Raw genomic sequence first — 13,266 nt, 5'->3', positions numbered from 1 at the left:
GTGCCACCAGGCAAGGGTAACGACATCCATGCGATACCCGGCAGGCAAATCCAGCAAGGCACGCCTTGACCCTCATGCCGGCTACGCCAGCTGCGGCGTTGGCGCGGTGGTCAACATGCGTGGCGAGGCGACACATGGGCTGATCGAAGACGGTCTGCGCATGCTGTGCAACCTCGATCATCGCGGGGCGCGGGGCGCCGAGGAAAACACCGGTGACGGTGCCGGCCTGCTGTTGCAGGTGCCGCACCGCTTTTTTGCCGCGGCCATCCCCGGCCTACCCGGTGCCGGCCGCTATGGCGTCGGCCAGCTCTTCCTCCCCCGGGACAAGGCGCAACGCTCCGCCATCAAGCGGCTGATGACGTCGGTCATCGAGACGCTGGGCTATCGGCTGCTCGCCTGGCGCCGTGTGCCCACCGACCATCGGGGACTGGGGCATACCGCTTTGGCCTCCGAGCCCATCGTCGAACAGTGCTTCGTGGCCCCCCGGCAGGCCATGTCGCCGGTGGCATTTGATGTTGGCCTCTACGTGCTGCGCTGCGAAATCCAGAATCGCGTGCGCGAGCGGGAACTGGGCGGCGAGGGGGCCAACCTGTTCTACATTTGCAGCCTGGACCGGCGACGCATCGTCTACAAGGGCCTGCTGACCTGTGCCCAACTGGCCAGCTACTACCCGGACCTGAGCGACTCACGGGTGGAAAGCGCGCTGGTGCTGGTGCACTCGCGTTTCTCTACCAACACTCTGGGGGCCTGGGAGTTGGCGCATCCCTATCGCAGCCTGGTCCACAACGGCGAGTTCAATACGCTCCTCGGCAATGTCAATTGGATGCGAGCACGGGAACCCCTTCTGGCAAGCGAACGCTTCGGTGCCGATATCGAGCGGATTCGTCCGGTCCTTGCCGAAGAGGGCCAGAGCGATTCCGCCGACTTCGACCATGTCCTGGAACTGCTGCTGGTCGGTGGCCGCTCGCTGCCCCATGCATTGCGCATGCTGATTCCCGAGGCCTGGGAGAAGGACCCGGCGATGGCCCCGGAACGCCGCGCCTTCTATGACTATCATTCCACCCTCATGGAGCCGTGGGATGGGCCGGCGCTGGTCGTGGCCTCGGACGGCGATGCGGTCGGCGCGGTCATCGACCGTAACGGCCTGCGCCCCTGTCGCTACTGCCTGACCCGCGACGACAAACTGATCATGGCCAGCGAAAGCGGCACCCTGGACGCCGACTTCGGCGAGATCGTGATGCAGGGACGGCTGCGCCCGGGCCAGCTCTTTTTCGCCGATACCCGCGAGGGGCGCATCGTGCCCGAGGCGGAGGTTTTCCAGCGCCTGACCGGTGCCGCTCCCTATGCCGACTGGCTGGCTCAGCACCGGCTCACGCTCGCCGACCTGGTCGCTGAAACTGCCGAGCCCGTCATCGATGCCCTCGATCCGGCCAGGCTCGCCGCCCATCAATGTGCCTTCGGCTACACGCTCGAGGGCCTGCGTGTGCTGCTGGCGCCGATGGCCGAGTCCGGCAAGGATCCACTGGGTGCGATGGGCAACGACACCCCGCTGGCGTCCCTGTCGGCGCAGCGCAAGCCGCTATTCGCCTACTTCCATCAGCTCTTCGCTCAGGTCACCAACCCGCCGCTGGACTACCTGCGCGAGGCGCTGGTCACCTCGCTGCGCTCCCACCTGGGTCATCAGCGCAATCTGTTGGGCGAGACGCCCGAGCACTGTCGCCAGTTGCTGGTCGAGAGTCCGATCCTGGATGACCGGGAATTTGCGACCCTGGCCGGGCTCGATGGCGACGGGCTGCGCGCACGGACGATCGATACCACCTATCCCCCGGGCCGGGGGATGGCCTCGGTCATCGAACGCCTGCGTCGCGCTGCCGAAGCCGCCGTCGATGCCGGTGCCACCCTCCTGGTCCTCGACGACCATCGGGTGGGACCGCAGCGGGTGGCCGTGCCCGCGCTGCTGGTGGTCGGTGCCGTCCACCATGGCCTGATTCGGGCCGGCAAACGCAGCCGAGCCTCGTTAGTGCTGTGCAGCGGCGAGCCCTATGCGGTGCATCACTACTGCACTCTGGTAGGGTATGGGGCCGATGCCATTTATCCGTGGCTGGCCTACCGCAGCCTCGAGCATCTGCACGCCGAGGGCGCACTCACTGGCGTCGAGGGCAGCGCCGCGGCGCGTCATGGCTATCGTCTCGCCATCGAGGACGGCCTGCTCAAGGTCATGGCCAAGATGGGCATTTCCAGCCTGGAGAGTTACAAGGGCGCGCAGATCTTCGAGTGCATCGGCCTGGACCAAGCGCTGGTCGATGAGTGTTTTGCCGGCACCCCGGTGCACATTCCGGGCGTCGGAATGGACATCATCGAGGACGAGACCGAGCAGGCCCATGCCGTCGCCTACAGCGACCGTATCGCCGGTAACCTGCAACTGTTGCAGGGTGGCGACTTCTACTGGCGGCGCGACGGTGAATGGCACCAGTGGAATCCCCGCACCATCGGCCATCTGCAGCAGGCGGCGCGGCACAACGACGCCGAGAGTTATCGGCGTTTCGCCGAAGCCGCCAACGACCAGAGCCGCTGTCTGCAGACGTTGCGCGGGCTGCTCGACTTCGATAGCGATTCGCAGCGCTCGATTCCGCTCGAGCGGGTCGAGCCGGTCGAGGCGATTCTCAAGCGTTTCGGCACCGGCTCGATGTCATTCGGCGCCCTGTCCCGGGAGGCCCACGAAGTCATGGCGATCGCCATGAATCGCATCGGCGGCAAGGCCGGCAGCGGCGAGGGCGGAGAACAGGTCGAGCGCTTCGGTACCGAGGCCGAGAACTCGATGAAGCAGTGTGCCTCGGGGCGCTTCGGGGTCACCGCGCACTACCTGGCGAGTGCCCGCCAGATCGAGATCAAGATGGCCCAGGGCGCCAAGCCGGGCGAGGGTGGCGAGTTGCCCGGTGGCAAGGTCGATGCGGCGATCGCCGAGGTGCGCTTCACGGTGCCCGGGGTCGGACTGATCTCGCCGCCGCCGCACCACGATATCTACTCGATCGAGGACCTGGCCCAGTTGATCCACGATCTCAAGTGCGCCAATCCCGAGGCCGAGATCCACGTCAAGCTGGTCTCCAAGGCCAATGTCGGCACCATCGCCGCCGGCGTCGCCAAGGCGCGGGCCGATGCGGTGCTGATCTCCGGCGACGCCGGCGGTACCGGGGCGGCCAAGAAGACCTCGATCAAGCATACCGGGACACCGTGGGAGCTGGGGCTGGCCGAGACCCATCGGGTGCTGATGGCCAACAACCTGCGTTCGCGCATCACCGTGCGTACCGACGGCGGCATGAAGACCGGCCGCGACGTGGCGATGGCCGCGCTACTGGGGGCCGAGGAGTTCGGCTTCGGCACCGCGCCGATGGTCGTGGTCGGTTGCCTGCTGCTGCGCAAGTGTCACTGCAATACCTGCTCGGTGGGCGTGGCGACCCAGGACCCACGACTACGTGAGCGTTTCGATGGCGAGGCCGAGCACATCATCAATTATCTGCGCTTCGTCGCCGAGGAACTGCGCGAGATCATGGCCACGCTGGGCTTCGCGTCGGTCCGCGAGATGGTGGGACGCGTCGACCGGCTACGCCCGCGGGAGGTGGCGCACCCTCGGGGCATCAGGCTGGATCCCGGTGAGTTGCTGGCCCGAGTGGAATCGACCGATACCCCCTACCAGACACGCGAGCAGAACCATCGGCTCGACGACAAGCTCGATCAACGCCTGATCGCCCAGGCCCGGCCGGCGCTCGAGCATGGCGAGCCGGTGCGTATCGACGCCAGGGTATGCAATCGCGATCGCAGCGTCGGCACCTTGCTGTCGTCGGCGCTGGTCAAGCGCCATGCGCCGACCATGCCGGCCGACGATACCCTGTGCATCCATCTGCAGGGAACGGCCGGCCAGAGCTTCGGCGCCTTCGTCGCCCGGGGCATCAGCCTGCACCTGACCGGCGACGCCAACGACTACCTCGGCAAGGGGTTGTCGGGCGGCCGGATCAGCGTGCGCACCCCGCCGGAGGCCGGCTACGTCGCCGCCGACAACGTCATCATCGGCAATGTCGCGCTGTTCGGTGCCACCAGCGGCGAGGCCTACATCAACGGTCTGGCCGGCGAGCGCTTCTGCGTGCGCAATTCCGGGGCGCTCGCCGTGGTCGAGGGCGTCGGCGACCACGGTTGCGAGTACATGACCGGCGGCGTGGCGTTGATTCTCGGCCCGTGCGGCAAGAATTTCGCCGCCGGCATGAGTGGTGGCGAGGCCTACCTGCTCGACGAGCAGGGCGACCTGGCCGAGCGGGTCAATGCCGAGCGGGTGGGGCTGGAAACCGTGGAAGACGAGCGGGACATCGCCCTGGTGAGGCGCCTGCTGGAAAATCACCATGCCTACACCGGCAGCCATCGCGCTCGGACCCTGCTCGATGACTGGCCCGCCACCCTGGCAAGGCTGGTCAAGGTCGTGCCCGAGGCCTATGCCGAGGTGGTAAGCCGTGCGCTGGCCGAGGGGCGGGACATTCGCGTCGCACCGCCGACCGCGGCCCAGGAGGTGGCCTGATGGACGAGAACCATCCCGACGGTTTCCTCAGACATCCACGCGAGCCGATCGGCAAGCGCGACCCGCACGAGCGCATTGGCGACTATCGCGAGATCTATGCGCCGAGCTGGCAGGAGGATCACCTGCGTCGACAGGGCGAGCGTTGCATGGATTGCGGCGTGCCCACCTGCATGGGCGGCTGCCCGATCGGCAACCTGATCCCGGAATGGAATGACCTGGTGGTGCGTGGCCGCTGGCGCGAGGCCCTGGCGCGGCTGCATGCCACCAACAACTTCCCCGAATTCACCGGCTATACCTGTCCGGCGCCCTGCGAGCCGGCCTGCACGCTGGCCTACAACGCCGATGCCGTGGCCATCAAGAGCCTCGAGCGGGCGATCGTCGACCGCGGCTGGGAAAGGGGCTGGATCCGCCCCGAGCCGCCGACGCGACGCACCGGCAAGCGGGTGGCGGTGGTCGGTAGCGGCCCGGCGGGGCTGGCGTGCGCCCAACAGCTCAACCGCGCCGGGCACAAGGTGACGGTATTCGAACGCGACGAGGCGCTCGGCGGGCTGATGACCCTGGGCATCCCCGACTTCAAGTTCGCCAAGCATCAGGTCGAACGGCGCCTCGACCAACTTCGTGGGGAAGGCATCGAATTCCGCACCGGGGTCGAGATCGGCCCTGCGATGGCATTGGCCCAGTTGCGCGAACGTTTCGATGCGGTGTGCCTGGCGATCGGCGCCCAGCAGCATCGCGATGTCACGGTGCCGGGGCGCGAGCTGGGGGGAATCCATTTCGGCATGCCCTACCTGACCGCCGAGAATCACCGCCAGGCGGGCCGCGATAGCCTGGCGATCGATGCCCGGGGCAAGCGAGTGGTGGTACTGGGCGGGGGCGATACCGGCGCCGACTGCGTGGCCACTGCCCATCGCCAGGGCGCCGCGGAGGTGGCGCAGATCAGCGTGCGCGAGCCACCGCCGGTGACACGCCCGGCCGACAACCCCTGGCCGTGGCAGCCGCGCACTTACGAACAGACCTATGCCTTGGAGGAGGGCGGCCGGGCGCTGTTTGCGCTCAATGTCACCGCCTTCGTCGATGACGACGGTGATGGCGTTGTGGATGCCCTGGTCGTCGAACGCGTCAAGTGGACCCTCGATAGCCAGGGACGGCGCGTGGACAAGACGGTGCTCGAGGAGAATATCCGCATGGCCACCGACCTGGTGCTGATCGCCATCGGCTTCCAGGGTGCCCAGGCCCGGGCGTTCGTCGACCAGGGGCTGACGCTTGCCGACAATGGCGGACTTGCCACCGACGAGACCATGATGACCGATCTGGAGGGGGTCTTCGCCAGCGGCGATGCTCGCCGAGGGGCGTCGCTGGTGGTATGGGCGATCGGCGAGGGACGCGACGCGGCACGCCATATCGACACCTACCTGATGGGGGCATCACGGTTGCCGCCGAGCCTTCAGACCCTGGCGCCGCCCACCGACGACTGACCTTCCAGCCAACCCTGCACCTCGGCGTAGGGGTAACCCTCCAGGGCGGCGAAGCCGGGCAACTGCCGTGCCTTGAGGCGTGAGAACAGCGGCGTGGTGATGCCGCAGAGGAAGCGCGCCAGCAGGTCGGGGGTGGCGGGGTGACCATCGCCCGCCGCCTCGAGGCGCTCGAGCAGACCACCCAGCAGGGCTTCCGTGTCCTGGTCCTCCAGCGGTGGCAGCGGGGCGGCGTCGGGCAGTCGGGCCGGGTGTCCGCGACAGGCCGAGCAGTGGCCGCAGCGCTCGGGGGCGCGATCGTCGCCGAACCACTCGGCGAGCCGGCGGGAGAGGCAGCGGTCGCTCTCGAACAGCGCGAGCATGGCGTGCAGGCGTTCGACCTCGGCGCGCTCCTTGTCGCGAAAGTAGCCGTGCAGCTCGTCGGCCAGGCGGTCCGGGTCGAAGGCGGTCTCGGTGACCCGGTAGACCTCGGTGAGCTGCTTGCTCTCCAGCGTCATCCAGCCCTTGTCGACGAAGTACTCCAGGGCGGTGAGTACCCGGCCGCGACGGGTGTCCAGGCCCCGCTCGGCACCCAGTCGCTCCAGGGCCGAGAAGTCCAGGGCGTGCCAGGTGCGGGCCCGGGGCGCGGCGTCGAGGATGGCCTGGACGAAGGCGCCGCGCTTGCCCGGGAAACGGGCGACCAGCGACTCGGGCGCTTCGTGGAGGCGGAAGCGGTAGTCGGCGAAGTAGCTGTGGCGCGGGGCGATGATGCCGCGCAGCTCCAGTTGCACCAGCAGGGTCTTGAGCGGCAGCGGGCGGATGTCGGTCTGCTGGGAGAGGGCGTTCAGGGTGAGCTCCCACTCCTCGCCGTCGGCACCCGCCGCCTGCCCCAGCGCCTCGATCACCCGGCGGATGCCGTGGCGTTCGGGGGTGTCACCGTAGACGAAGTTCTCCAGCACGCTGAGGTTGTCGCGTCCGGCCAGCATCAGGCAGTCGGCGGGCCCGCCGTCGCGTCCGGCCCGGCCGATCTCCTGAGAGTAGTTTTCGATGGACTTGGGCAGGTCGAAGTGCACCACGCCCCGGATATCGGCCTTGTCGATACCCATGCCGAAGGCGATGGTGGCGACGATGCAGGGGGCCCGGCCGGCCATGAAGTCGCGCTGGATGGCGTCGCGACGCTCGCCGTCGAGGCCGGCGTGGTAGGCCACCGCGGGCAGCCCGGCCTTGCCCAGGTAGGCGGCCAGGCGCTCGGCGGTCTGCTGCAGGGTGACGTAGACGATGCTGGACTGGGGTGCGTCGCCGGCCAGCCGCGGTCGCAGCCACTCCACCAGGGTGCGGGGACGCGCCCCGGCGGGTACCGGCGCCACCTCGAGGTCCAGGTTCTGGCGATAGAAGCCGGTGGCCGTCACATCCCCGGGCTCGATGTCGAAGCGTTCGGACATGTCCGCGATCACCCGGGGCGTGGCCGTGGCGGTGAGCAGCAGCACCTGGGGAATGTCGAACTCCCGTCGATAGGCGGGCAGCTTCAGGTAGTCGGGACGAAAGTTGTGGCCCCACTCGGAGATGCAGTGGGCCTCGTCCACCACCAGCAGCGAGATTGGCACCCGGCGGATGAAGGCGCGGAAGCGTTCGTTCTTGAGCCGCTCCACCGAGACCATCAGGATGCGGATCTCGCCGCGGGTGACGCTCTCCATCACCGCGCCGGCCTCCTCGCGACTCTGGCCTGAGTCCAGGCTGGCGGCGGGAATGCCGTGCCGGGCGAGGAAGGCCAACTGGTCCTGCATCAGCGCCAGCAGCGGCGAGATCACCAGGGTGAGATGAGGCAGGTGCAGGGCGGGCAGCTGGTAGCAGAGCGACTTGCCCGAGCCGGTGGGAAAGATCGCCGCCGCCGAGCGCCCGGCGGCGATGGCCTCGATCACCGGGCGCTGGCCGGGGCGGAAGTCGGGGTAGTCGAAGACACGCTGCAGGGTCTGGTCGAGGGTGTGCATCTCAAGGTTCCTGATCCATGGAACCTCACAGGATACACCGCCCGGCGGCACGGTTCACCGCGCTACCGGTGAGCGCGCCGGGCTACACTCAAGTCAGAGGAGGAGCGGACTGGCCCCGGTCGTCCAGAGTCGGCTGGGGCTGCCGATCCGAGGCATTACGAGGAGGAGTTCGTCATGGCCGCTTCCCACTCCGCCATCGAGCTGCAGGCCGCCGGGGTGGCCCTGGAGGGAGACCTGATCCTGCCCGACGGCGCCAGCGGTCTCGTGGTGTTCGCTCACGGCAGTGGCAGCAGTCGGTTCAGCACCCGCAACCGTCGGGTGGCGCGCTACCTCAGCGAACAGGGGCTGGCCACCCTGCTGTTCGATCTGCTCACCGCCGAGGAGAACCTCATCGATGAGTGGACCCGCGAGCTGCGCTTCGACATACCGCTGATCGGGTCACGCATGACCGGCGCCGTCGACTGGGTCGCCCGGGCCGCTCAGACCCGCGACCTGCGCCTCGGCCTGTTCGGCGCCAGTACCGGAGCGGCGGCGGCGTTGATCGCCGCGGCCCGGCGGCCGGACGAGGTCGCCGCCGTGGTCTCGCGGGGCGGACGACCGGACCTGGCCGGTGACGACCTGGCGGCCGTCCGGGCACCGACGCTGCTGCTGGTCGGCGGCGAGGACGCTCCGGTGATCGCGCTCAACGAGCAGACCAGGGCGCGCATGCCGGCGCCCTGCGAACTGATCATCGTGCCCGGCGCCACCCACCTGTTCGAGGAGCCCGGCAAGCTCGAGGAAGTCCAGGCCCACGCCGCGCGCTGGTTTCTCGACCACCTGTGACGGTCCCCCATGACCCCCGAGGCCTCGCTTGGCATGCCGTAGTCGGGACCGACCGTGGTTGTGTTAGCTCGGTCATCGCGGCGCATCGTAACGCCCGCGGCGCCCGCGGGAGAAGACCACCTGCCAGAGCTGCAGGTCGCGGGAGCGGAAGGCGCCGGCACACACCGAGAGGTAATAGCGGAACATGCGCCGGGTGCGCTCGTTGTAGCGGTGGGCGATCTCGTGCCAGTGGGCGTCGAAGTTCTCGAGCCAGGCCATCAGGGTAGGGTCGTAGTCGGGGCCGAAGTTCTGCCAGTCCTCCATCAGCAGATGCGCCCCCTCGCTGGCCCGGGCGATATGCATCACCGAGGGCAGCACCCCGTTGGGGAAGATGTACTTGTTGATCCAGGGGTCGGCGCTCACCTCGGAGCTGTTGGAGCCGATGGTGTGGAGCAGGAAGAGGCCGTCCTCGTCCAGCAGCCGTTCCACGGTATGGAAGTAGGCGGGGTAGTTGCGGTGGCCGACGTGCTCGAACATGCCGATGGAGACGATACGGTCGTAATGCCCCTCCAGGTCGCGGTAGTCCTGCAGCCGAATCTCCACCGGCAGCCCCGCGCAGCGCCGCCGGGCGAGTTCGGCCTGTTCCCGGGAGATGGTGATGCCGGTGACCTCGACGCCGTGGTGGCGGGCGGCGTGTTCGGCGAAACTGCCCCAGCCGCAGCCGATGTCGAGCACCTTCATGCCCGGGGCGAGGTCGAGCTTGCGGCAGGCCAGTTCCAGCTTGGCGCGCTGCGCCTCGTGCAGGGTGTCGGCCTCCTTCCAGTAGCCGCAGGAGTAGCACATGGTGGGGTCGAGCATGCGCTCGAAGAGGTCGTTGCCCAGGTCATAGTGGGCCTCGCCGACGATGTAGGCGCGAGCCTTGCTCTGCAGGTTGAAGAAGCCGGATTGCAGGCGGTACATCAACCGCTCGGAGCGGGTGTGGGCACGCTCGCCCAGGCCGTGGCGCAGCAGTCGACAGGCCATCTCGTCGATCCGTTCGCACTCCCACCAGCCATCCATGTAGGCCTCGCCGAGCCCCAGGGTGCCCTGGTGCAGCGCCCGGGAGAAGAAATCGGGATGGAAGATCTGCAGGTCCTGGGGGGCATCGCCGTTGAGGGCGACACCGGACCCCTCCAGCAGCTTCTCGACGACGCGCCGGGCACGGGTATCGGGCAGGGCGATGGGGCCGATTCGGGAATCACTGGTCATGGAGTCCTCCTGATCCAGACGTGGTGGCGGCATCATGAGCGGCGCGGCTCGCCGAGCGCCGGCGAGAAAGTCCTACTGCGAACCTTTGAAATGAGCATAGACCAGCTACCCAATGGCGTGAAAAGTCAGGCGGTTGTGGTGAGCCGGCGCCGTCAACGCTGGGAGGTGGACAAGCCAGGGACCCGCATCGACCGGGAGCAGGGCATGGACGATGTCGAGGCCCCGCTCGAGGGGAAGTGAGCGCGGGCGGTGCCGGAGTGTAAGGTTTTCCTTACGGCCTGTCATGTCTTCGCACCATCCCGGGGGCAGAGAAGGCGGGCAGGCCGTGTGTGTAAGGATTTCGTGACGGCGCGGTGGCAGAGGAGGGCCACAGAGGCCTGACGACGGGCGTCCCGGCGGTTCCGGGGGCTGCGGGCCTGCACTAGGCTTGGCCACAGCAGTCACGGAGACCCCGGCGCCGGTTCGGGGCCCGCTCCCGCAACCCCTGGAGGTCATGATGAACGCACCCGCACAGCAACCCGGTTCTTCCCTCGGCAAGGCCAACCCTATCGGCACCCACGGCTTCGAGTTCGTCGAGTTCACGGCGCCCACCGCCGAGGGGATCGAGGCGCTGCGTCGCCTGTTCGTCCGGTTGGGCTTCACCGAGACCCGCCAGCATCGTTCCAAGCAGGTGACCCTCTTCCAGCAGGAAGGCGTCAACTTCGTGCTCAACGCCGAGCCGGGAAGCCATGCCGCCGAGTTCGCGCGCGTCCATGGCCCCAGCGCCTGCGCCATGGCCTGGAAGGTCGCCGACGCCCGCCAGGCTTTCGAGCATGCCCTGGCCCATGGTGCCGAGGCGATGGAGAACCCGGTCGGGCCCGGCGAGGTGGGGATCCCGGCGATCAAGGGCATCGGCGGCTCGCTGCTCTACTTCGTCGATGACCAGGTGGACGGCGAGGGGCGCACCATCTATGACATCGACTTCGAGCCGATCCCCGGTCGCGGCGCCAACGATCACAGCGTTGGGCTCAAGGTGCTCGACCACCTGACCCACAACGTGGATCGCGGGCAGATGGACGCCTGGGCCGACTTCTACACCCGCATCGCCAACTTCCGCGAGATCCGCTACTTCGACATCGAGGGCAAGAAGACCGGGCTCCACTCCCGGGCGATGACCGCCCCCTGCGGCAAGATGCACATACCGATCAACGAGTCCGCCGATGACAGCTCCCAGATCGCCGAGTTCCTGCGCGAGTACAACGGGGAGGGGATCCAGCACCTGGCCCTGGCCACCGACGACATCTATGCCACGGTGCGGGCGCTGCGTGCCAACGGGGTCACGTTCATGACCACCCCGGATACCTACTACGAGCGGGTCGACGAGCGGGTGCCCAACCACGAGGAGGACCTGGAGGCCCTGCGCGAGTTCAACCTGCTGGTGGACGGCGGACCCGACGAGGGGGTGCTGCTGCAGATCTTCACCGAGACGGTGATCGGCCCCATCTTCTTCGAGATCATCCAGCGCAAGGGCAACGAGGGCTTCGGCGAGGGCAACTTCAAGGCGCTCTTCGAATCCATCGAGGAAGACCAGATCCGTCGCGGCGTGCTCGAGTGAGGCCGCGGCGCCCCCGGCTGCCCGTCCAGATCGAATCAGAATAATCCATTGGACGAGTGCCAAATCACGGCAATATCCATCACAATGTCGGGTCTGGATGGCCCGACATCGTGATGGCCTACCATAACAGCAACGTGATCCCCCTGGTGTGACATGACAGCGAACCCGCAATCCCGTACCCAGTGGCTGGGCCGCTGGGGCTTCGTCCTGGCGGCCACCGGTTCCGCGGTGGGCCTGGGCAATATCTGGAAGTTTCCCTACATGACCGGCGAGCACGGCGGTGCCGCCTTCGTGCTGGTCTACCTGGCCTGCATCCTCGCCGTGGGCGTGCCGGTGATGATGACCGAGATCGCCTTCGGGCGGCGCGGCCGCGGCAGTCCCATCGATGCGGTGCGGCGGGTGGCGGCCGAGTCCGGGGGCTCATCGCTGTGGTCGCTGCTGGGCTGGATGGCCATGCTCTGCGGCTTCATGATCCTGTCGTTCTACGTGGTGGTGGCCGGCTGGTCCTTCGCCTACCTGTGGAAGCTGCTCAGTGGCGGCCTGGCCGGCGGCAGCGTCGACGACATGGTGGCGATCTTCGCGGCCAACAACGAGAACCCCTGGAACCTCGGGTTCTGGAGCACCCTGGTGACGCTCGCCACTATGGCCATCGTCGGCAAGGGCGTGCAGGCGGGCATCGAGCGCAGCGTGAGCTGGATGATGCCCGGCCTGGTGGTGATGCTCGGGGTGTTGATCGTCTATGGCCTCTTCTCCGGCGGCTTCGGCGAGGCGCTGCGTTTCCTGTTCGCCTTCGATGCCGGCAGCCTCTCCAGCGACGGCATGCTGGCGGCCCTGGGCCATGCCTTCTTCACCCTGTCGCTGGCCTCCGGCGCCATCCTCACCTACGGCAGCTACCTGCCGGCGCGGGCCTCCATTGCCCGCACTACCCTGACCGTGGCCGTCGCCGATACCCTGGTGGCGCTGATGGCGGGGCTGGCGATCTTCCCGGTGATCTTCGCCAACGGCATGGACCCGGGGGAGGGGCCGGGGCTGATCTTCATGAGCCTGCCGCTGGCCTTCCAGGCGATGCCGCTGGGGACCCTGTTCGGCATCCTCTTCTTCGTCATGCTCTCCATGGCCGCCCTGACCTCGTCGATCTCCATGGTCGAGGCCACCGTCTCCTGGCTTACCGACAATCGGGGGATCTCGCGGCGGACCGCGGCCTGGGGCACCGGTAGCGTGCTGTGGCTGGTCAGCACCCTGGCCATGCTGTCGTTCAACCTGGGCGCCGACTGGACGCTCGCCGGTCGGCATTTTTTCGACTGGCTCGATTATCTCACCTCGCGCTGGATGATGCCGTTGGGCGGCCTGGGCATGGTGCTGCTGGCCGGCTTCGTGCTGAAGAGCGAGAGCCTGCGCGACGAGCTGGGCCTGTCGCCGCGCTGGCATGCCCTGTGGCTGTTCATGGCGCGCTACGTGAGCCCGCTCGGTATCCTGGTGATCTTCGTCGACGCCCTGGGCATCGCCCGGGTGGAGTTCGGCGTGCACTGGCCCTGGCTGCTGGCGGCGCTGGTGGCGATCGCCCTGGTCGGCGAGCTGGTCAGCCCGCGGCTCAGGCGCGTGCTGTATAATGAATCGTGA

Annotated in this window: 7 protein-coding genes; 5 read left to right on the top strand and 2 right to left on the bottom strand. The window is 67.9% G+C overall.

The window, feature by feature from the left end; all coding sequences use genetic code 11:
- Positions 1–28 precede the first annotated feature (28 nt).
- The gene (gene gltB, locus QWY80_RS12570; RefSeq protein ID WP_290231973.1) at positions 29–4,564 is read left to right on the top strand and encodes a glutamate synthase large subunit; all 4,536 of its coding nucleotides are present in this window, start codon (positions 29–31) and stop codon (positions 4,562–4,564) included.
- Entirely contained in the window at positions 4,564–6,039 is a 1,476-nt protein-coding gene (locus tag QWY80_RS12565) for a glutamate synthase subunit beta (RefSeq protein ID WP_290231971.1), read from the top strand. The genes gltB and QWY80_RS12565 overlap by 1 nt, the downstream gene beginning before the upstream one ends.
- Here the strand turns inward: QWY80_RS12565 and QWY80_RS12560 are convergent.
- The gene (locus tag QWY80_RS12560; RefSeq protein WP_290231969.1) at positions 6,009–8,003 is read right to left on the bottom strand and encodes a RecQ family ATP-dependent DNA helicase; all 1,995 of its coding nucleotides are present in this window, start codon (positions 8,001–8,003) and stop codon (positions 6,009–6,011) included. The two genes, QWY80_RS12565 and QWY80_RS12560, sit on opposite strands and share 31 nt — an antisense overlap.
- A 174-nt stretch (positions 8,004–8,177) precedes the next feature.
- Between QWY80_RS12560 and QWY80_RS12555 the strand changes: the two genes are divergently transcribed.
- Entirely contained in the window at positions 8,178–8,825 is a 648-nt protein-coding gene (locus tag QWY80_RS12555; RefSeq protein WP_290231967.1) for a dienelactone hydrolase family protein, read from the top strand.
- 72 nt (positions 8,826–8,897) lie between these two features.
- Here the strand turns inward: QWY80_RS12555 and cfa are convergent, their stop codons facing one another.
- Positions 8,898–10,052, bottom strand: a complete 1,155-nt coding sequence (cfa, locus tag QWY80_RS12550) for a cyclopropane fatty acyl phospholipid synthase (protein ID WP_290231965.1) — start codon at positions 10,050–10,052, stop codon at positions 8,898–8,900.
- 496 nt (positions 10,053–10,548) lie between these two features.
- Here cfa and hppD point away from each other — a divergent pair, with 496 nt between their 5' ends.
- Both hppD and QWY80_RS12540 read left to right on the top strand, forming a co-directional pair.
- Positions 10,549–11,646 carry a 4-hydroxyphenylpyruvate dioxygenase gene (hppD, locus tag QWY80_RS12545; protein ID WP_290231964.1) on the top strand — a complete coding sequence of 366 codons (1,098 nt, stop codon included), beginning with the start codon at positions 10,549–10,551 and terminating at the stop codon, positions 11,644–11,646.
- Positions 11,647–11,799: 153 nt separating this feature from the next.
- Positions 11,800–13,266: a sodium-dependent transporter gene (locus QWY80_RS12540; RefSeq protein ID WP_290231962.1), complete on the top strand. Its 1,467-nt coding sequence runs from the start codon at positions 11,800–11,802 to the stop codon at positions 13,264–13,266.

Source organism: Halomonas ramblicola (assembly GCF_030409215.1).
GTDB lineage: Bacteria > Pseudomonadota > Gammaproteobacteria > Pseudomonadales > Halomonadaceae > Halomonas > Halomonas ramblicola.
This window is presented reverse-complemented; position numbering and strand designations above follow the sequence as displayed.

What these genes read in the sequence shown, in the direction of transcription:
- hppD (WP_290231964.1), top strand. Translation starts at nt 10,549, where the DNA reads ATGAACGCACCCGCACAGCAACCCGGTTCTTCCCTCGGCAAGGCCAAC.
- QWY80_RS12565 (WP_290231971.1), top strand. Translation starts at nt 4,564, where the DNA reads ATGGACGAGAACCATCCCGACGGTTTCCTCAGACATCCACGCGAGCCG.
- gltB (WP_290231973.1), top strand. Translation starts at nt 29, where the DNA reads ATGCGATACCCGGCAGGCAAATCCAGCAAGGCACGCCTTGACCCTCAT.
- QWY80_RS12560 (WP_290231969.1), bottom strand. Translation starts at nt 8,003, where the DNA reads ATGCACACCCTCGACCAGACCCTGCAGCGTGTCTTCGACTACCCCGAC.
- QWY80_RS12540 (WP_290231962.1), top strand. Translation starts at nt 11,800, where the DNA reads ATGACAGCGAACCCGCAATCCCGTACCCAGTGGCTGGGCCGCTGGGGC.
- QWY80_RS12555 (WP_290231967.1), top strand. Translation starts at nt 8,178, where the DNA reads ATGGCCGCTTCCCACTCCGCCATCGAGCTGCAGGCCGCCGGGGTGGCC.
- cfa (WP_290231965.1), bottom strand. Translation starts at nt 10,052, where the DNA reads ATGACCAGTGATTCCCGAATCGGCCCCATCGCCCTGCCCGATACCCGT.